The sequence below is a fragment of the Actinocrispum sp. NPDC049592 genome (assembly GCF_040675465.1).
In the GTDB taxonomy this organism is placed as follows: Bacteria; Actinomycetota; Actinomycetes; order Mycobacteriales; family Pseudonocardiaceae; genus Kibdelosporangium.
Genome location: NZ_JBFAPA010000006.1, coordinates 386,651 through 405,279, shown reverse-complemented (window position 1 = coordinate 405,279; position 18,629 = coordinate 386,651). Strand labels below are relative to the sequence as shown.

General features: G+C 68.6%; 19 protein-coding genes. 11 read left to right on the top strand and 8 right to left on the bottom strand.

The genetic code is table 11. From position 1 onward, the window contains the following. Positions 1-19 precede the first annotated feature (19 nt). The 3 genes from AB0J95_RS18675 (at position 20) to AB0J95_RS18665 (ending at position 2,484) form a co-directional block, all read left to right on the top strand. Entirely contained in the window at positions 20-943 is a 924-nt protein-coding gene (locus AB0J95_RS18675) for a ribonuclease Z (protein ID WP_364758652.1), read from the top strand. A 78-nt stretch (positions 944-1,021) separates the two neighbouring features. Beyond that, positions 1,022-1,849 (top strand): patatin-like phospholipase family protein, encoded by an 828-nt coding sequence (locus AB0J95_RS18670; protein WP_364758649.1) that lies wholly within the window; start codon positions 1,022-1,024, stop codon positions 1,847-1,849. Positions 1,850-1,917: 68 nt separating this feature from the next. Next, entirely contained in the window at positions 1,918-2,484 is a 567-nt protein-coding gene (locus AB0J95_RS18665; protein WP_364758647.1) for a hypothetical protein, read from the top strand. A gap of 96 nt (positions 2,485-2,580) precedes the next feature. Here AB0J95_RS18665 and AB0J95_RS18660 read toward each other — a convergent pair whose 3' ends face one another. After that, positions 2,581-3,243, bottom strand: coding sequence for a peptidylprolyl isomerase (locus AB0J95_RS18660; RefSeq protein WP_364758644.1), 663 nt, complete (start codon positions 3,241-3,243; stop codon positions 2,581-2,583). Between the two features lie 101 nt (positions 3,244-3,344). Between AB0J95_RS18660 and AB0J95_RS18655 the strand changes: the two genes are divergently transcribed. From AB0J95_RS18655 to AB0J95_RS18645, 3 genes are all read left to right on the top strand, one after another. Next, positions 3,345-4,550: a GTP-binding protein gene (locus tag AB0J95_RS18655; RefSeq protein WP_364758641.1), complete on the top strand. Its 1,206-nt coding sequence runs from the start codon at positions 3,345-3,347 to the stop codon at positions 4,548-4,550. 29 nt (positions 4,551-4,579) lie between these two features. Next, positions 4,580-5,449 carry an alpha/beta hydrolase gene (locus AB0J95_RS18650; protein WP_364758638.1) on the top strand — a complete coding sequence of 290 codons (870 nt, stop codon included), beginning with the start codon at positions 4,580-4,582 and terminating at the stop codon, positions 5,447-5,449. A gap of 75 nt (positions 5,450-5,524) precedes the next feature. Further along, the gene (locus AB0J95_RS18645) at positions 5,525-6,382 is read left to right on the top strand and encodes an amidohydrolase family protein (protein WP_364758635.1); all 858 of its coding nucleotides are present in this window, start codon (positions 5,525-5,527) and stop codon (positions 6,380-6,382) included. Here the strand turns inward: AB0J95_RS18645 and AB0J95_RS18640 are convergent, their stop codons facing one another. From AB0J95_RS18640 to AB0J95_RS18630, 3 genes are all read right to left on the bottom strand, one after another. Then, on the bottom strand, positions 6,383-8,485 hold the full coding sequence (locus AB0J95_RS18640; protein WP_364758632.1) for a PKD domain-containing protein: 2,103 nt from the start codon (positions 8,483-8,485) through the stop codon (positions 6,383-6,385). It lies immediately after the preceding gene. A 235-nt stretch (positions 8,486-8,720) separates the two neighbouring features. After that, on the bottom strand, positions 8,721-10,001 hold the full coding sequence (locus AB0J95_RS18635; RefSeq protein ID WP_364758629.1) for a hypothetical protein: 1,281 nt from the start codon (positions 9,999-10,001) through the stop codon (positions 8,721-8,723). 55 nt (positions 10,002-10,056) lie between these two features. Continuing rightward, positions 10,057-10,596 carry a TetR/AcrR family transcriptional regulator C-terminal ligand-binding domain-containing protein gene (locus tag AB0J95_RS18630; RefSeq protein WP_364758626.1) on the bottom strand — a complete coding sequence of 180 codons (540 nt, stop codon included), beginning with the start codon at positions 10,594-10,596 and terminating at the stop codon, positions 10,057-10,059. A gap of 37 nt (positions 10,597-10,633) precedes the next feature. On the opposite strand from AB0J95_RS18630, the gene AB0J95_RS18625 reads away from it, so the two are divergent. The 3 genes from AB0J95_RS18625 to AB0J95_RS18615 are packed head-to-tail and all read left to right on the top strand — an operon-like array spanning position 10,634 to position 13,412. Beyond that, positions 10,634-11,887 carry an MFS transporter gene (locus tag AB0J95_RS18625; protein WP_364758624.1) on the top strand — a complete coding sequence of 418 codons (1,254 nt, stop codon included), beginning with the start codon at positions 10,634-10,636 and terminating at the stop codon, positions 11,885-11,887. A 19-nt stretch (positions 11,888-11,906) separates the two neighbouring features. Next, the gene (locus tag AB0J95_RS18620) at positions 11,907-12,230 is read left to right on the top strand and encodes a putative quinol monooxygenase (protein WP_364758621.1); all 324 of its coding nucleotides are present in this window, start codon (positions 11,907-11,909) and stop codon (positions 12,228-12,230) included. Positions 12,231-12,278: 48 nt separating this feature from the next. Next, a complete protein-coding gene (locus tag AB0J95_RS18615; RefSeq protein WP_364758618.1) occupies positions 12,279-13,412 on the top strand; it encodes a SagB/ThcOx family dehydrogenase in 1,134 nt (377 codons plus the stop codon). Positions 13,413-13,697: 285 nt separating this feature from the next. Here AB0J95_RS18615 and AB0J95_RS18610 read toward each other — a convergent pair whose 3' ends face one another. Next, complete coding sequence (locus tag AB0J95_RS18610; protein ID WP_364758615.1) at positions 13,698-14,309, bottom strand: LysE family translocator; 612 nt, start codon at positions 14,307-14,309, stop codon at positions 13,698-13,700. 57 nt (positions 14,310-14,366) lie between these two features. Here AB0J95_RS18610 and AB0J95_RS18605 point away from each other — a divergent pair, with 57 nt between their 5' ends. After that, positions 14,367-14,966 (top strand): phosphoribosylanthranilate isomerase, encoded by a 600-nt coding sequence (locus tag AB0J95_RS18605; RefSeq protein WP_364758613.1) that lies wholly within the window; start codon positions 14,367-14,369, stop codon positions 14,964-14,966. Continuing rightward, positions 14,966-15,370 (top strand): tRNA (N6-threonylcarbamoyladenosine(37)-N6)-methyltransferase TrmO, encoded by a 405-nt coding sequence (gene tsaA, locus AB0J95_RS18600; protein WP_364758824.1) that lies wholly within the window; start codon positions 14,966-14,968, stop codon positions 15,368-15,370. Before AB0J95_RS18605 ends, tsaA begins: the two co-directional genes overlap by 1 nt. On the opposite strand, the gene AB0J95_RS18595 is transcribed toward tsaA, so the two are convergent. From AB0J95_RS18595 to AB0J95_RS18585, 3 genes are all read right to left on the bottom strand, one after another. After that, positions 15,367-15,723: a helix-turn-helix domain-containing protein gene (locus AB0J95_RS18595; protein ID WP_364758610.1), complete on the bottom strand. Its 357-nt coding sequence runs from the start codon at positions 15,721-15,723 to the stop codon at positions 15,367-15,369. The genes tsaA and AB0J95_RS18595 overlap by 4 nt on opposite strands. A 12-nt stretch (positions 15,724-15,735) precedes the next feature. Then, positions 15,736-16,308, bottom strand: a complete 573-nt coding sequence (locus tag AB0J95_RS18590; protein ID WP_364758607.1) for an NAD(P)H-dependent oxidoreductase — start codon at positions 16,306-16,308, stop codon at positions 15,736-15,738. Positions 16,309-16,423: 115 nt separating this feature from the next. Further along, a complete protein-coding gene (locus tag AB0J95_RS18585; protein ID WP_364758604.1) occupies positions 16,424-18,577 on the bottom strand; it encodes a fibronectin type III domain-containing protein in 2,154 nt (717 codons plus the stop codon). Positions 18,578-18,629 lie beyond the last annotated feature (52 nt).

Sequence of the window (18,629 nt, the reverse complement as noted above, 5' to 3'; positions counted from 1 at the left end):
GAGCCGGTACGGTTCTCTTGTGTCGAACCGTGAACTGGTGGTGCTCGGAACCGCGAGCCAGGTGCCCACGAGGCACCGGAACCACAACGGCTACCTGCTGCGCTGGGACGGTGAGGGAATCCTCTTCGACCCGGGCGAGGGCACGCAACGACAGATGCTGATGGCCGGGATCGCCGCGAACGACATCGACCGGCTGTGCATCACGCATTTCCACGGCGACCATTGCCTTGGTGTGCCGGGAATCGTGCAACGGCTCTCGCTCGATCGCGTCGACCACGTCGTGTCCGCGCATTTTCCGGCATCCGGGGAACATTTCTTCGGCCGGCTGCGGCACGCCACCCAGTTCTACGAGTCGGCCGATCTGCGCGAGTTCCCCATCGCGGCCAACGGTGAGATCGCGCGTGGCCCGTTCGGTGTGCTGGAAGCCAGACGGCTCGACCACGGCGTCGAGGCGTTCGGTTATCGCCTGGTGGAACCGGACAGCCGCCAGATGGTGCCGGAGAAGCTGCGCGAGTACGGCGTGGCCGGCCCGGATGTCGGTGCGCTGCAACGCAATGGGGCGCTGCCCGGCCGGGAGGTGCGGCTCGAGGACGTCAGCGTGCCCAGGCGTGGCCAGCGGTTCGCGTTCGTCATGGACACCCGGCTGTGCGACTCGGTGTTCGAACTGGCCGACGGCGTGGACATGCTGGTGATCGAGTCGACCTTCCTCGAGGAGGACGCCACCCTCGCCAAGGACTACGGGCACCTGACCGCGGCGCAGGCCGCGCGGGTCGCCGCCGACTGCGGCGTGCGGCTGCTGGTGCTCACGCACTTCTCCCAGCGCTACCCGGACGGCTCGAAGTTCCTGGAGGAGGCGCGGGAGATTTTCGACGGGCAGGTCGTCGTCGCCGAGGACCTCCTGCGCATCCCGGTGCCCAAGCGCCGCACCGCGGCGACCTCGTAGCGAGGTGTGTGGTCCGCGGACTGTCCTTTTCGGTATTGTTGCTTACCTGAACTAACTTCTCGATGTGGTGGTGAGACTGTGACGACGGTGGTGCTCGGCGGCGGTGGGGTCGCGGGAATCGCGTGGATGACCGGCGTGCTGGCCGGTCTGGCGGACAACGGCCAGGACCTCAGCGGCGCCGACGACATCATCGGAACCTCCGCCGGGTCCGTTGTGGCCACCCAGCTGCGCAGCGGCCTGAGCCTCGAGGAGCTTTTCCAGCGCCAGGCCGATCCGGCCAAGCAGACCGCCGAGATCGGCGTCGACGTCAACATGGAGGAGTACGCCGCCAAACTGGGCACCCTGCTGGCCGGTGTGACCGACCCGGCCGAGATGCGGCGCCGGTTCGCCCGGTTCGCACTGGACGCTGAGACCGTCGAGCCCGCGAGGCGCCGCGCGGTGATCGCCGACCGGCTGCCGTCGCACGAGTGGCCGGAGCAGTCCCTGCGGATCGTCGCAGTGGAAGCGGACACCGGTGAAATGCGGGTGTTCGACAAGGACTCGGGCGTCGAACTCGTCGACGCCGTGGCGGCGAGCTGTGCCGTGCCCGGGGTGTGGCCCGCGGTGGAGATCGACGGGCGGCGCTACGTCGACGGTGGTGTGCGGACAGCGGACAACGCGGATCTCGCCGAGGGCGCTTCGAGGGTCGTGATCCTGGTGCCGCTGGGCACACAGCCGCTGTGGCCGTCGGAGGTTCCGTTCGCGGACGTGGTGGCCGGTCTGCGGGCCGCCGGGGCGGAGGTGACCGTGATCGAGCCGGACGAGGCGTCGAAGGCGGCGATCGGTCTCAACCCCCTCGACCCGGCCACCCGCACGCCGGCGGCGAACGCGGGCCGCGCCCAGGGTGCCCGCACCGTCCTTTCCTAGTGGGTCCAGACGGTTCGGTCTGTAGTCCGCTCGCGCGTGTAGGTAGAGGACGAGTACGCTTTGCAAGCGTGAACGCTCCAACGTACCAGGAGCGCATCGCGTCCGAGCCGATGCGACGCGCTTACCAGGTGACCTACTCGATGCAGAAGATCACCGAGTTCGCTGTGAGCTACAACTCTGCAGTCGATGCGGGTCACCTTGTGTGCGCCAGTGCCATGATCGATGCGTTCTATGTCCATATTCGTCTTCTGGCGGAGTTCTTTGTCAAGGGTTCACAGTCCCGAGACCTCCGGCCGACTGACTTTGGAGTGTTGTGGACGACGCCGTCCTCGGATGAAGCCGACAGGTTGAGGACGTATTGGGACGTCGCCAGCAAGTACGTTGTCCATTTCGGACGCTCGCGTGTTCCGGCGGACCTAGCGGATCTCCAACAGTTTGAACTCGGCAGTCAAGCAATGACCACCATGGCGACTGATGCTCTGACCGTAGCCGGGGATTTCGTCAAGCTGGTAGAGCAGTCGGTCGAGGGGGTTGGCGTTGGCTCCACCGGTCCCAGACCAGTGGAACTGATGGTTGCCGAGCATCTGCGTCTGGCTTTCGACCAGGCTTGTCAGCGGATTGGGCTGAAGCCTTAAGGCCCGGAGTGGGCAACCCGGCTGAGCCACTGGTCAGCCATGCGCATATCAAGGTGTACTAAAGGCTAAAGTCGCGCCCGCCGGGTTTCGTAGGGATCAGCCGAACGTGACCCTCTCGATGCGGACCGGCTTGGCGGGCGCGCCGTCCAGCGGGCCGCGCTCGCTCGGGATGATGCCGGCCGCGACGATCCGGTCCAGGGCGTCCATGCCGCGCACGACCTTGCCCATCACCGAGTAGGCCGGCGGGATGTTGGCGAAGGAGTGGACGATGAAGAACTCGCTGCCGTTGGTGCCCGGGCCCTGGTTGCCCATGGCGAACGTGCCGCGCGGGTAGGTCTCCTGGCCGGTGACCTCGTCCGGGAACTTGTAGCCCGGCCCGCCCTTCTCCACCTCGATCAGGTCACCGCACTGCAGCACGCCCAGGCGGCTGGAGTTGGTGAGCCGGAAACACTGGCTGTGGTTGTAGAAGCGCTGCGCCACCAGGCTGATCATGTTGTGCACGGCGCAAGGCGCGGCCCCGGCGCGGTTGAGCTCCACGGTCACCGGGCCGTAGTTGGTCTTGAAGGTGATGCGGGCTTTGCCGATGGTCAGCGCGTACGGGATCGGCGGCACCACCGGGCGGGCGGCCGGGTTGTCCGGGCCGGTCGGGGTGAAGTCGCAGTGCACGATCGGCGTTGCGGAGCTGGCCTGTACCGGGCTCGCGGCGAGCGTGGTGGCGAAAACGGCGGCGACTGCGGCTAACACCCAGCGAGGCTTCATGTCGGCACCTTACGACAGCGCTCGGCGGCTTGGGAATCACCAACTCTCTAACAGTGTTAGAGAAGATGACAATCATTTTCATATGAGGTAGCGTGCCGGATGTGAGCGACGGACGGGTTCCAGTGGTGCTGGTGGGTGGGTTGCCGCGACGGCCGGTGGAGGCGGTCGCGATGAGGATGCTGCGGGCCCGGCCGGGCACCGTGGTCGTGCACCACGACCTGCGGAGAATCCGCGACGGCGTGGTCACGCGCAGGCTGCGCTGGCGCGGCGAGGAGGACATCCGGCAGATCACCCTGGTGCACGGCTGCGTGTCGTGCACGCTGCGGGAGGACCTGCTGCCCTTGCTGCGCAGCCTGTCGGGCCGGGCCGAGGTCCAGCGGATCGTCGTCCACCTCGACCCCACCGTCACGCCGGAGTCGGTGTGCTGGGCCATCAACCACATTCTCATCGACGGCGAACCGGTCACCGAGACCTATGTGGACGGTGTGGTGACCGTGATCGACCTGGCCGACTGGCTTTCCCAGGCCACCGGGGACGCCGAGCTGGCCGAGCGCGGGTTCGGCGTGGCCGAGGACGACGAACGGACGCTCGCGGAGGTCGCGGTCCGGCAGGTGGAGTTCGCCGACTCGGTGGTGTTGTTCGACTCCGGCGGCGACGCGTGGACCGGGGCGCGCACGGCCGCTGTGCTGCGCCGGATCGCCCCGCTGGCCACGATGGTGACGTTCGCCGAGACCGACGATCCGATGTCCCGCGTGCCCGCCGATGCCCGGCGTGGGCGGGAGGACTCGTGGTTCGATCCGTTGCTGCGCGGGCAACCGCCGCTGGAGTCCGACTGTGGGGTGTCGTTGACGGTGTTCCGCGAGCGTCGGCCGTTCCACCCGGTCCGCCTGCACGCGGCGATGGACGTGCTGCTGGAGGGCGTGGTGCGGGCCCGGGGACGGTTCTGGGTGGCGAGCCAGCCGGATGTGGCGCTCTGGCTGGAGTCCGCGGGCGGCGGCCTGCGTGTCGCGCCCGGCGGTCCGTGGCTGGCCACTGTGGACGATTGGGGCGCAGTCGACGCCGAACGGCGGGCGAAGGCCTCGCTGGAGTGGCATCCGCGGTTCGGCGACCGGGCGCAGGAACTGACGATCGTGTCACACCTGGCCCATCCCGACGAGCTGACCGAGGCGCTGTCCGGGGCGTTGCTGACCGACGCGGAGCTCGCCGATCCGGCAGCGTGGGCGCGGATTCCGGACCCGTTCGGGCAGTGGCACCGGGATCCCTGTGTGGACGCGCCGGTGCGGTCGGTGCTGAACGAGGATGTTTAGAAAATCGGCGGCGGCGCAACCCTGGCCGGGTGTTCGAGGGCTTCGAGTGTGCACGGGTCGATGTCGGGGACGTGGAACTGCGGGTGCGTCATGGCGGCCAGGGCGCGCCACTTCTGCTGTTGCACGGCCACCCCAGAACGCACACCACCTGGCACCGGGTCGCGCCACTGCTCGCCGAACACCACACCGTCGTCTGCCCTGACCTGCGCGGCTACGGCGAATCGGGCAAGCCGCCGACCGACGCCCACCACACCCCGTACTCCAAGCGAGCGATGGCCCAGGACCTGGTGAACCTGATGACCGAGCTGGGCCACTCCCGGTTCTCGGTCTGCGGGCACGACCGCGGTGCTGCCGTGGCCACGCGCCTCGCCCTGGATCACCCGAAGTCCGTGACGGCGCTGGCGGTGATGGACGGGATCCCGATCGGCGAGCACCTGGCCCGCTGCGACGCGAAGTTCGCGCAGGCCTGGTGGCACTGGTTCTTCTTCGCCCAGCCGGAGATCCCGGAACGCGTGATCAACGCCGATCCCGACGCCTGGTACAAGGTCGGCACGCGCAACACCGCGGAACGCCTGGGGGAGGAGAACTTCGCCGACTTCCAGCGCGCCATCCACAACCCCGACACCGTGCGCGCCATGCTCGAGGACTACCGCGCCGGCCTGGGCATCGACCGCGAACACGACGACGCCGACCGTGCCGCCGGCCGCCGCGTCCAGTGCCCGACCCTCGTGATCACCGCCGGCCAGGACGACATGCTCGACCTGTACGGCGACCCCGTCCAGGTCTGGCGCAACTGGGCCCCGCACGTCCGCGGCACCATCATCGACGCCGGTCACCACGTCGCCGAGGAAGCCCCCGAAGACCTCGCCAAGACCCTGCTGGACTTCCTGCCCTCGTGACCCCGGATCACATGGTGTAGCCTCGGAAAGGCCACTGATCTGCGTCGATCAGTGAAACAACTGTAGAGTGTCCGTATGTTGGATGGGCGGCCGTTGGTCGATGTGCACCTGCATGCCGCGAGGTTGCCCACGCTGAAGCTGGCGTGGCGGGAGTGGGCCTCGGGGTTCGGCGACGCGGCGGTCCTCGACCGGGTGTACCGCGAGGACGGCACGTGCGATCCGGCCGAGTTCGACGCCTACCTCGCCGAGGAGGGCGTCGACATCGCGTTGGTGCTGGCCGAGTACAGCCCGAAGGCGACCGGGATCCAGCCGGTGGAGGACATGCTGCCGCTCGCCGCGCACAACCCCGCGCGGGTCAAGGTGATCGCGAACGTCAACCCGCACCTGCACTATCCCATCGAGGAAGAAGTGCGGCGCCAGCTGGATCTCGGCGCGGTGGCGTTGAAGATCCACCCCGTGCACGCGGGCGCGCCCGTCAACGACCGTGCGCTCTATCCCGCCTACGAACTCTGCCAGTCGCTGGACGTGCCGATCGTGGTGCATTGCGGTACAAGCACTTTCCCCGGGTCGATGAACGCCTACGCCGACCCGGTCCTGCTCGACGACGTGCTGCGCGACTTCCGCGGGCTGAACATCGCGCTCGCGCACGGCGGCCGTGGCTGGTGGTACGACGCCGCCGCTTTCCTTGCCCTGACCTACGATCGGGTCTGGATCGAGCTGTCCGGCCTGCCGCCGTCCCGGTTGCGCGAGTACTACGCGCGGCACAACTGGAACCGGCTCACCCGCAAGATGATCTTCGGCACGGACTGGCCGGGCGTTCCCGGCATCGCCAAGAACGCCCGGGCAGTCGCCGCGTTGTGTCCCGACGCCGAGACGGCCGACCTGGTTCTCGCCGGGAACGCGATGCAGGTCTACCGCCTCAAGACGAGCTGACTAGAAGCCCATCCGGCAGCCGGACACGACGATCTCCTGGCCGAGCAGCGTGACCACCCGCACGGCGTACTGCGCGAACTGGCCGTTCGGCCCGTTCACCGACTGGTTGACGTAAACCGTTGCCACACCGGGGATCCCGATCGTCGCCGGCTGCGTGCCGATCGGCTGCCCGTTCAGCGTGCCCACCCGCGACGAACCGGACAGACCCTGTTCGTTGGCGATGCAGCGGGTCTCCAGATCCGACAGCTTGATCACGCCACCGAGCAGGCTGGCGCTGGACACGTTGGCGTAGGCGTTGGTGTGGCCGTTGGAAGTGTCCATTGTGCACTCCGCGTGCAGAGCCTGGACCGACGCCAAGCCCAGCACGTTCAGCGACGCCGTGGTCAGGTTGGAGTTCGGCGGGCACCCGGCCAGCGGGGTCTTGGCGACGTTGATCAAACCGTTGGCGCTCAACGACCACGCCTCGGCCCGCACGTACGACACGATGGTGACCACCGCGGTGGCCTGGCCGCCGTCGTCATCCGTGACCGTCACCAGCACGTTGTGCGCGCCGACACCGGTGTAGGTGTGCGAAGCGGTGCACGTGCCCGAACCCGCGCCCTGGGCGACGTTTCCGTTGACGACAGGGGAGCCGTCGGCGAAATCGACCGTGCAGGTGTGCGTGTCATGCGTGGCGATGTCGGTGAACGGCGCGGTGACGCCGATCGGGGCACCGCGCACGACCGTGGTCCCGTTGCTGGGCGAGGAAATGCTCACCTGAGGAGCCACATTGGACAGTGTCAGGGTCGTGGTCTTGACGACGTCGGGGTGCAGGCTGTCGTTGGCGCTGAGGCTCAACGTCCACACGCCGTCGTCGTTACACGTCACTGTGGTGTTCAACGCGGCCGCGTTGCCGAACACACACGTCGTGCCGGGGTCCACATTGGACAGCGGGGTCGCGCTCCAATGGGTGACCAGGCTCGGCCCGTCCGGGTCGGACACCTGCCCGGCGAGCGCCACCGCGGTACCTTCCTGACCGGCGTACGGGCCGCCGATCGTGACCACCGGCGGGTCGTTGACCCGGACGTGCTTGCAGTCGGTGACCTGCCCCGCGCCACCGCCGTCGGTGCCGTGCGCGGTCACGCACAGCGTGTGCACACCCGAGGTCAGGGTGCCCGTGTTCACTGTGTAGTTCACCGAGGCTGGGCCGGTCTGCGGCAGCGCCGGGGTGACGTTGGTGATGGCGGTGTCCGGCCCGCCGTCGACCGACAGGGTCAGGTTGACCAGCTTGGACGCGATGATCCCGGGAACGACGTCCGGCAGGTTCGCCGGGTCGGGGACCGGGGTGCAGGTGCCGCCGGTGAGGTCGGCGATGGCCTGCAGGCTCGCGTTGTAGTTGCCGTTGTTGCAGTTGGAGCCCGCGCCCACCGCGAAGGTGAAGTACTTGACGTCGTCCGGGACCGCACCGGCCTCGGCGGTCACGTCGAACGGCTGCACCCCATCGGACAGGAACATGACGATCTTGCGGGACTCGGTCTGCGCGCCGGTCACCGCGGACGCCGCGTTGATCCCCGCCCGGTAGTCGGTGCCGGTGCCGACGCTGCGGCCGGTGAACGCGCCCAGCCCGCCGATGGACGCCGAGTCGAGCACCTCGTTGATGTCCCGGGCACCGTTGCCGTTCGCGTCGGTGGTCGGCGTGGTCAGCAACTGTTCGCTGGGGGCCGGTCCGACGTCGGCCGCGGCGCCGTTCGTGGCGAAGACGGCCGCGCCGACGTGACCGACGACCGTGTTCGGCGTGGCGGCCTTGTCGTTCAACGCCTTCCCGGCCGCGACCTCACACGCCAGGATGGACGTACTGCTACACGGGCCGGCGGTGCTGCCGGACACATCGATGACATACGTCAGCGCGGTGTCCTTCACCGGCACGCCCGTCCCGATCGACGCCGTGCCGGTGACGGTCGCCGGTCCCTGCGGGATGACGGCGTTCTCCGACGGGCTGGCGATGGCGACGGCGATGCTCGTGCCACCAGGCAGGTTGCCGTCGACGGCGTACGCCGCCTGCCCGGCCGTGACCACGCCGACCAGTGCCAATGCACCGGCGGCCAGTAACGGTTTTGTTCTCACGTAACAACTTCCCCTCTGCCAGGTTACTTGCCGGAGAGAACATCGGGCACCGGGAAAACCGGTTACTACGCCACCTCAGCGAGTGACGTTTGCCATGTGCACCAAGCAACAGCAGGCAGACGCACGGATTTTCCGAGGAATGCCGCGTTGTTCGCACGGTTATTTCGCCTGAACGGAGCAGCTTCCAGGCCAACCGGCGTGTCTCTTTTGGACTAGCGAGCCACGGGGGAAGGGGTCACGGCCGGTCGAGGACCTCGAGGTGGGTCACCCGGCCCAGGGCGATGCCCGCGGTGAACTGGATCCTGGCGTCCCACTCGATCCCCGCGGTGGACGCGGGCATCTTGTAGGCCTTGATCCGCGTCGAGTCGTTCTCCTCCAGCGCGACGTAGATGTTCTCCTCACCGGCCGGGCGCCACCGCAGTACCCAGCCGACGTGGATCCGCCGGGTCAGCAGCTCGGTGACGGCCAGCACGAGATCCAAAGCGGCCAAGGCATACAGGACGATCACCACAGTCACCGGTACCCCGGTCACCCACACCAGGCTGTCCGACAATGGCATGTCGGCGAACGTGGTGAGGCCGTCCCCGAACAACACGACCGAGGCGAAACCCGCCTTCCACACCGCGTGCCCGACCCGCCGCCGCGGCGAGTAGCCCCAGCCGAGCATCCACGGGTACCAGATCCGCAACCGCCGCCAGGTCCCGCTGTGCCGGGACCACGCGGCCTCGGGATGATCGACACCCCAGGACAACAGCCACAACGCCACCTCCGCCTTGCCCAAAGCCGTCGCGTAGGCGAGTTTCCGGCCCAGCACAGCGATATCGGTCAGGGTGGCGGTGGTGATGGCGTCCTCCACCCGGTAACCCTGCCACCGCGCGGTGATCTCGGCACCGGCCGCGGTGGGCCGCATCGACGGGCCACGGAACGCGTACTTGCCGAGCCAGTACGAGCCGGCGATGAACACGATCGTGCCCAGGATGTAGACGTCCTCGGTGGTGGGCCAGGGGATCGCGAACACGGCGAGCACGGCAGGTGTCACGGACGCGAAGAACAGCAACGCCTTCTGGCGCCCGGTGAGCCGCCGCTCGGCCCATCCCCGGAAATCGGCCTCGGCGCCCGCCTGGCGGGCGAACTCGGCGAAGAACGTCTGGAAGTCCTTGTCCGCCGGGTCGACCTCGTCGATCGCCACGACCCGGTCCGTGGCGATCAGCCGCAGGTGCCGGACGAGGGTGTCCTCGTAGGTACGCAGGCCGTCCGGGACCACCTCGGGCACGTGGATCGTGTCGCCGTCCAGCTTCAGCACGCCCCGGTGGACCAGGTCGAGCACCGTCGCCGGGATCGCGTCCTGAGTCGCCTCCCAGTTGTTGACCGCCATGTTCGCGGTCACCGGGGTGTCGTTTCCCGGGTCGGCGGAGGCCGCCGAGACCACGGGGGCCTTGGTCCGGTGCCGCACGAGGGCCTGGACGGCGAACCACAGCGCGATCGAGGCCACCGCAATGACTTGCACCGGGGTCATGGCCTGACAGGATCTCGGCCCGCCCGGCCCGCTCACAAGGGACGAAAGGGCAGAACTACCGCAGCAGCATGTCCACGAGGTCCTTGATCCAGGGCTCGTCCATCGGCTGCCGGCTGAACAGTGCCCGGTAGTACAGCGCGCCGAGCAGGGTGTCCGCGGCGCGCTCGACGGTCGGCACGGCGCCGCCGCGTTCCTGCTCTCGTTCCAGCATCGCCTTGAGCTGGTCGTGCCGGTCGCCCAGGCAGGCGCAGCCACCGTCCGGCCCCGAGCCGAGGGTGGTGCGGATCAGCGCGAGGCTGTCCGGGTCGGCCAGGTCGGTGGCCACGTCGGTGGCCCACCGTTCCAGGTCGCCGCGCAGCGACCCGGTGTCCGGCACCACGATGTCGCCGCTGAACCTGCTGGTCGCGACCTCTTCCAGCAGCTCGCCCAGCGACCCCCAGCGGCGGTAGAGGGTGGTCGGGTGCACGCCCGCGCGGGTGGCGATCACCGGCAGGGTCAGCTCGCCCTGCGCCTCGGTGACCAGCTCGGCGACGGCGCGGTGGACATCGGCGCGGACGCGGGCGGAGCGGCCGCCGGGTCGGGTGGTGACGGACATAGGATCCATTATTGCACTGATCGCTGCGTTAAGGCGTATGGTGGCTAACGCACTGATCGTTGCTTTAGAGGAGTCTCTTGTGGCATCTCTGGTCTCGGCGCCCCCGGTCCGGCGGCTTTCGCACGCGGTCTCGTTCACCGCGGTGGCCGCGATCTTCGTGCTGTTCATGGCCGCCTCCAGCGCGCCATCCCCGCTCTACGTCGTCTACCAGCAGCAATGGGGCTTCTCGCCGACGACCCTGACCGTTGTCTTCGCCGTCTACGTGATCGGGCTGGTGGGTTCGCTGCTGGTCCTCGGCGCGTTGTCCGACTATGTCGGCAGACGGCCCGTCTTGGCCTCGGCGATCGGCCTGGAGGCCGTCTCTCTGGTGCTGTTCGTCCTGGCGGGTGACGTGTCCACGCTGCTCGTGGCGCGGTTCCTGCAGGGCATCGCGACCGGCGCGGCCATGACGACGCTGGGCGCGACCCTGGTCGACCTCAACCCGCCGCATGCCCCCGGCCGCGCGGGTGTGATCAACGGCGTCGCCGCGTTCACCGGGCTCGCTCTGGGCGCGCTGGGCTGTGGTGCGCTGGTCGAGTTCGCGCCCGCGCCGACCCACCTGGTCTACGCGTTGCTGCTGGCGGGCATGGTGCTGGCCGCGGTCGTGGTGGCGCTGATGCCGGAGACCTCGGCGAGGCGTCCCGGCGGCCTGGCCTCGCTGGCGCCGCGGCTCGGCGTGCCGGCGCGCCTGCGGTCCCCGATGTTCGCGCTGGTGCCGATCCTGCTGGCCAGCTGGTCGCTCGGCGGGCTGTACCTGTCGCTCGGCCCGTCGGTCGCCGCCCAGGTTTTCGGGCTGCACAATCATCTCGTCGGAGGCCTGGTCGTCACGTTGCTCTGCGGGACCGGCGCGGTGACCGCGTTGCTGTTGCGTGGCTGGACAATGGCTGTTCTGTTGAGGGTCGCCGCGTCGCTGCTCGCCGCGGGAACCCTGCTGACCCTGTGGGGGATACTGTCGGACAGCGTCCTGCTCGGTGTGGCTGGGACGGTTGTGGCCGGAGTCGGCTTCGGCGCCTCCGGACTGGCCAGTTTCGGGACCCTGGCACGGATTTCCGGTCCGGCCGAGCGTGGTGAGCTGTTCGCGGTGGCCTACACCATCTCGTATCTGGCGTTCAGCCTGCCCGCCGTGGTCGCCGGTCTCGCGGCCACCGAGTTCGGTCTGCAGATCACCGCTGTGGTGTACGGAATCGTGGTGGCGGCGCTGGGTGTGCTGGCGCTGATGGTGTCTCAAACTGCGACACGCGCCATCCGGTGACAACCACTAAGGTGAGGCCATGATCTTCATCACGGCCAAGTTCCGGATCAAGCCCGAGTACGCCGACAGCTGGCCGGACATCGCCCGTGAGTTCACCGAGGCGACCCGCGCCGAACCCGGCTGCCTGTGGTTCGACTGGTCGCGCAGTGTGGAGGACGCCAACGAGTACGTTCTCGTGGAGGCCTTCCGCGACGGTGAGGCGGGCGGGGCGCACGTGCAGTCCGCGCACTTCAAGGCCGCGCAGCAGACCCTGCCGCCGCACCTGGCCGAGACGCCGCGGGTCGTCAACTTCCAGCTCGACCAGGACGACTGGTCACCGCTCGGCGAAATGGCCGTCGAGTAGGGCGTTTTCCCCGCTTTCACCCGGGCGATCAGCGGTACGGTCGCTCGGGTGAACGAGTACGACAAGTGGCTCCGGCACGGTTTGTTGGCTCGGTCCGCGCCCGCCGATGACGGCCGGGTCAAGGCGTTGCTGGCCGGGGTCGCCGGTCACCGGGACGCCACCGGCCAGCCGGCGATGCGCTTCCGCCGGGCGGCATCGCTGGTGCTGCTGCCCTACGGGCCGGGCATCACCGTCTACAACTTCGTCACCCGCCGCGCTTTTCCCGGCACCGCAACGGAAATCTCGGTGCTGCTGGCCGCGGACGACTGGCGCACCGAGGCGTGGCTGCGCGACCGGGTGTCCATTGTGGACGAAGTGGCCCGGCTGGTGGAGCTCAACGCGCTCGTGGTCGAGGGCACCGGGCTGGCCGGGCGGGACGAGGACTACCGGCGCCGCTGGGCCTGGGGACCGGTGGCCGGTTTGTACCATTTCGCCAGCCGGGACGCGTCCTACGAGGACACTCTGCCCGAGCAGACCGACGGGCCGATCCTGTTCCGCAAGCATGCCAACTGGAACGAGATCCCGCTGCCCGAGGTCGACGAGACCGGGAACCTCTGGCAGGTGTTGCGGTCGCGCCGCTCGGCCCGGGAGTTCTCCGGCGAGAAGATCGGCCGCGACAGCCTGGGCGCGGTGCTGTTCGGCGGGTTCGGCATCACCGGGTTCGTCGAGGACGTCAGCCGGGGCAGCATGCCGCTGACCATGTCCCCCTCCGGTGGCGCGCTGAACCCCTTTGAGGGCTACGTTCTCGTGCGCGCGGTGGACGGTCTCGCGCCCGGGATCTACCACTACTCCGGGTTCGACCACTCGTTGCAGCTCGTGCACGGCGAGGAGATCCCATCGGCCGGGACACTGCTGGCCGGCCAGCAGTGGGCGGACAAGGCGGCGGCCGTCGTGTTCCTGGTGGCCAACTTCGCCAGGACGATGTGGAAGTACCGCAGCGCGGTCAGCTACCGCGTGGTGATGATCGAGGCCGGGCACATCGGCCAGAACATCCAGCTCGTTGCCACCCAGCGGGATCTGCTCGCCGCGCCCACCTGCGCGCTGCGCGAGTCGGCGATCGAGGACCTGCTCGGCGTCGAGGCGATCGACGAGGCCGTTGTCTACGCGATCGCGCTGGGAGAACGCATTCAGGACGGGAACTGACCGTTGTCCCCGGGATGCTGGGGGCATGGCACTTTCAGCGTACTTCGGGTACCAGGACGCCCCGGGCGCGATCGACTGGCTGGTGGACGTGCTCGGCTTCCAGGTCACCATGCGGTTTCCGGAACAGTCCGATGTGGACAGTGTGTTCGCCGCGGGGGCGACCGCCGTCCTCAAGCCGGAAGCCACCGAGTGGGGCAACTACCGCTGCCGGATCCTGGACATCCGAGGGCTACGAGTGGTCCTTCGGGACTCACACCCCTGGTATCTCGTACTAAGGGGTGTGGATCACTTGTCGGTGAACGCGAGGCTCGCGGCCAGGCCGGCGAACGCGCCCGCGAAGCCGCGGCGCAGCCAGGACAGGATCTTCGGCCGGGAGATGACGTGCGTGCGGATGGCGGCGGCGAACGCGCCGTAGCCGACGAACACCACGAACGTCATGGCCATGAACACGGCGCTGAGCTCGACCATCTTCCACACCGCGTCCGGGGCGCCGGTGCTGACGAACTGCGGCAGGAACGCGAAGAAGAAGATGGTCAGCTTGGGGTTGAGCACGTTCAGCAGGATCCCGGACAGGATCACCCTGGACGCGGGCCTGGGCTCCTTGTCCTTCTCCACCAACAGGTTGCCCTTGTCCCGCCAGGTCGACCAGGCCATGTAGAGCAGGTACGCGACGCCGAGGTACTTCAGCGTCTGGAACGCGACCGCGCTGGTGTGCAGCAACGCCGCCAGGCCGGTGATCGCGGCGAGGATGTGCGGCACGATCCCGAGCGTGCAGCCGACCGACGCGACCACGCTCGCCTTGGTGCCACGGGACAGCCCGGCGGCCATTGTGTACAGCACACCGGTGCCGGGTGTTATCACGATGACCAAAGATGTCAGGAGAAACTCAATACTCATGGCGACCCCCAGGTCGGTGACGGGACGCTTCGCACGCTACCCGTTAGTCTGGGTGCTGTGTTCGTCAAAGTGTGCGGGTTGCGCACCCCCGAGGATGTCTCGACCGCTATCGACGCGGGTGCGGACGCCGTCGGGTTCGTGTTCGCCGAGAGCGTGCGGCGGGTGGATGTCGACGTCGCCCGCAAGCTGGTCGCCGAGGTGCCGGCGCACGTCCTGACCGTGGGCGTGTTCCTGAAGCAACCGGCCGCTGAGGCGCGGCAGACCGCGCTCGACGCGGGGGTGGGCGCGATCCAGCTGCACGGCGACTACCCGGCGTCGGCGTTCGAGCAGCTGCGGGACCTTCCGCTCAAGCTCATCCGCGCAACCACCCTGCGCGAGGACACTGACGTCACGGTCGGTGCGTATGGCGAGGACATGCTGTTGCTGGACTCGCCGGTCGCCGGGTCGGGGGAGCAGTGGGACCTGGCGCTGCTCGGCGGCGGACGTCCGCAGGGGCCGTGGCTGCTCGCCGGTGGGCTGACGGCGGACAACGTCGGCACCGCCATCCACGCCGTCCGGCCGTGGGGCGTGGACGTGTCCAGTGGTGTCGAGTCGTCGCGCGGGGTGAAGGATGCCGAGCTGATCCGCAAGTTCGTCGCCGCGGCGAAGGCGGCGTGATGCAGCTGCGGGCGATCGGCCGGGTCGAATCGCCGCTCACCGATCTTGATCAGGCGCCGAAACAGGGCGACGAGGGCGCGCCCGACTCGGTCCTCGTGTTCGACCCCGAGGTGCTCACCGGGATCAAGGACTTCGAGGTGGGCGCGCATGTCCTCGTGCTGACCTGGCTGGACCGCGCCGACCGGGACGTGCTGGCGGTGCACCCGCGCAGCGACCCGGACCGCCCGGTCACCGGCGTGTTCAGCACCCGCTCGCCGGCCCGGCCGAACCCGATCGGCCTGCACCGCGTGGAGATCACGTCCATCGACGGCCCGCGCGTCGGCGTCCGCGACCTGGAAGCCCTCGACGGCACGCCGATCATCGACGTGAAACCCGTCCTGAGCAAGGAATCCAGCGAGCGCTAGGCGGTGTGCTCGCGGCGGGCGTCGGCCTCGTCGAGCGGGATCCACTTGTGCGCCCACTCGATCATCGAGTCGATCGTCGGCGCCAGGTCCCGGCCCATCTCGGTCAGCTCGTAGTGCACCTGCACCGACGAGGCGGGCACCACCTGGCGCACGATCAGCCCGTCGGCCTCCATCGAACGCAGCCGGGAAGCCAGCATGGTGTCGCTCACGCCCGGGATCGCCGCCTTGATCTCGGCGTACCGGTGGTGGCCGGTGAAGATCGCGCGCAGGATCGCGCCGCTCCACCGGGTGCCGATCATCTCGATCGCCGCGTGGAACCGGCTGCAGACCTTGTGAACCTCGGATTCGGACATGACAGCCCGATCTTAGCTCGCCTGACGCAGGGGGCGGAGCGCGTCGCTCACCCTCCGTAGCTCGTCGAGCATGTCCTTGGCGGCCGAGCGCATGATGTCGTTCGCCGCCAGCTCGTCGTCCTCGTTGATCATGCTGTGCACGAACGGGATGGACACGGCCTCGAACAACGGCACCATCTTCAGGGTGGTCAGCACCTGCTTGATCATCTGCGCGGCGCGGGTGCCCGCGGCGACACCGCCGTAGCTGACCAGCCCGACCGGCTTGTAGGCCCACTCGTGGTTCAGGTAGTCGATGGCGTTCTTCAGCGGCGCGGTGAACCCGTAGTTGTACTCGGGCATCACGAAGATGTAGGCGTCCGCCGAGTCGATCTTCGCGCTCCAGGCCTTGGTGTGGTCGTGCACGTAGTTGCGCAGCCGGGGGTGGTGCGGCTCGTCCATCATCGGCAGGTTCTCCTCGGCCAGGTCGACGACCTGCACCTCCTCGAAGCCGCCGTGCTCACGTGCCAGCCCGGTGATCCAGCCGGCCACCTTCGGCCCGATCCTGCCCGGCCGCGTGCTCGCGATGATGATCTGCACCTTCGCCATGTCCGCTCCCTAAGAAAAACTGAGTAACTAAGAAAAACTTAGCAACAGGGGGTAGGGGTATGGCAAGGTGATGTCACCCGCGTCACACAGCGTGTATCGGGCAGGACGCAGTGAGTCACTTTCCGCTGGTAGGAGGGATGCCGGAGCTGGTCGCGGGGTGCTGCCGAGGGCAGGACGCCCGGGTTGGGGATGGCGACCAGGGCGCTCGGCGGGTGAGGAGGCGCGATCTCGGTGACCGGCCGGGCTGTGCCGGGGAGACCCACGCGGTTGGCCGGGGCGGCACCGACCCCGGCGACACCGGCTGGGTGTCCATTGTGGAGGTTGCCTGGACCGGTGCGGACACGTCGCCCTCGCCGCCGCGGTTGGTGGCGGACACCTTGAACTCGTAGGTGTGGTTGGGCAGCAAGGAGTCCGCGACGATCGTGGTCTGGCCGGGCACGGGCAGCGGCCACTTGCTGAACTCGTTCGCCGGGTTGCCGGTGATGTCCCGTTGGTACACCCAATACCAGACGTCCGGTCCGGGCGCGTCCCAGGACAGGCCGATCCTGCCGTCCGGTCGCGGGGTGGCCCGGATGTTCGTTGGTACACCGGGTTTCCGGTACCGGGCGGTGGCGTGCACGGCTGTGGACGGTTCGCTCGCCTGGCCGGACCGGTTGGCGGTGACCACGTATTCGTAGACGTGGTCGTGTTCCAGCCCGATGTCGGTGACCGTTGTGTTCGCCGAGTCCGGGAAGCCGATCGGCAGGCTGCCCGACGGCCCGTTCGTGATGTCCGACCGGAACACTTGGTACAGCAGCAGACCCGGGCTGGGACTGCGATCCCAGGTCAGCGTGATCCCGCCGGAGTCGTTGGGCGTGGCGCGGACGTTGGCGGGCGGCCGAAGCGGTGCACCGGTCACGGTGAGGCTCACGGCGCCGGACGGCTGGCTCTCGCCGGTCTCGTTCTGCGCGGTGACCCGGAACTCGTAGGTGTGACCGGCCCGCATGAACGGAATGTTCGCGGTCGTCCCGGTGTGCGCTTCCGGATGGCGGGCGAAGAACTCCTGTCCCGCGGTGACATCCCGTTGGTACACGCGGTACTTGAGATCTTGACCAGACACCGGCTGCCACGACACCGTGGCGCCACCGTCATTGGTGTCCACAACGGACAATCCGGTGGGTGTTCCGGGTAGCCGAGCGGGATCTGGCACCGGCGGCGGCCAGGTGACGTCGACGAACCGCGGCCGGTAGATCTTGACGTCCGCCGTGTTGTCGGCCGGGTTCATGCTGTTGACGTTGTAGGACACCACAAGTTTGCCCGGCTGGGACAGCTGTGGGTGGATGGCCGCGTCGTAGACGAAGACCGGCCGGTTGCCCGCGCCCGGCTCCGGTGCCTGGTACAACGGGCGCGGGTTGCCGAACGGACCCGTTGGCGCGGAAGCGGTGTACGCCACGAGGGTCGGGTTGAACGTGAGGTTGCCCTCGATGGTCATCAGCACGTACTCGTTGCCTGCCTTGGTGACCGAGAACGCCTGACCCACACCGGTGAGCATGCGCGCCGAGTCCTCCTCGTGCGCGGACCAGCCCGATCCGGTCCAGAACTGCCAGGCGCCGTCCAGGGTGGCCGCTCGCGCCACGTGGACGCGTTTCGGCTCGTTGCCCTGCGACTCGGAACCGTAGATGTAGGTGTATCCGCCTTCGGTCACCATGTCCTGGCCCCACGCGATCCTGTCGCCGAGTGGCAGGGTCCGCACGTCCGTCAAGGTCAGCGACGGCAGGCTGAACGTGGCCAGCGCGGTGCCCTTCAGCCGGATGTCCAGGCCGCCTCCGCCGGTGGACTCGATCTGCGTGTACAGCACGCGAAGGGTGTTGCCCTCGACGATCCCGTCGTTCACCCAGTAGGTCAGCGGCGAGCCCGCGACCTCCACGAGCGGTAGGGGAGCGGCCGCGGTGCCGCCGTGCAGTGTCGGTCCCAGCTGGCCGTTCTGCTCGACGACCAGGGTGTTGTGCGGCATCGGGGTGTTCGCCGGGCGGCTGCCGCCGGGGTTCACCGTGCCCAGGAACGTGTCCGAGAACAGCCACGCGGTCCGGCCGTCCGGCAAGGGCACGGACACCGTCCGGTCGCCGCCGGTCCAGTGCCCGCCCTGGTCGCCGTACGCGTTCCACTTGGCATTCAAAGCGGTGTCCGGCACCGCGACCGGCGGCAGGGGTGCTGCGGCCACCGACACCGTGGCCGGGCTGATTCCGGCCAGCAGCGTCAGCACCACCAGCAGGGCATACCCACGTCGCATCCTGGCTCCCAGTCACACCCGGTGCCGATCATGCTACTTGCTGCGAAACCGT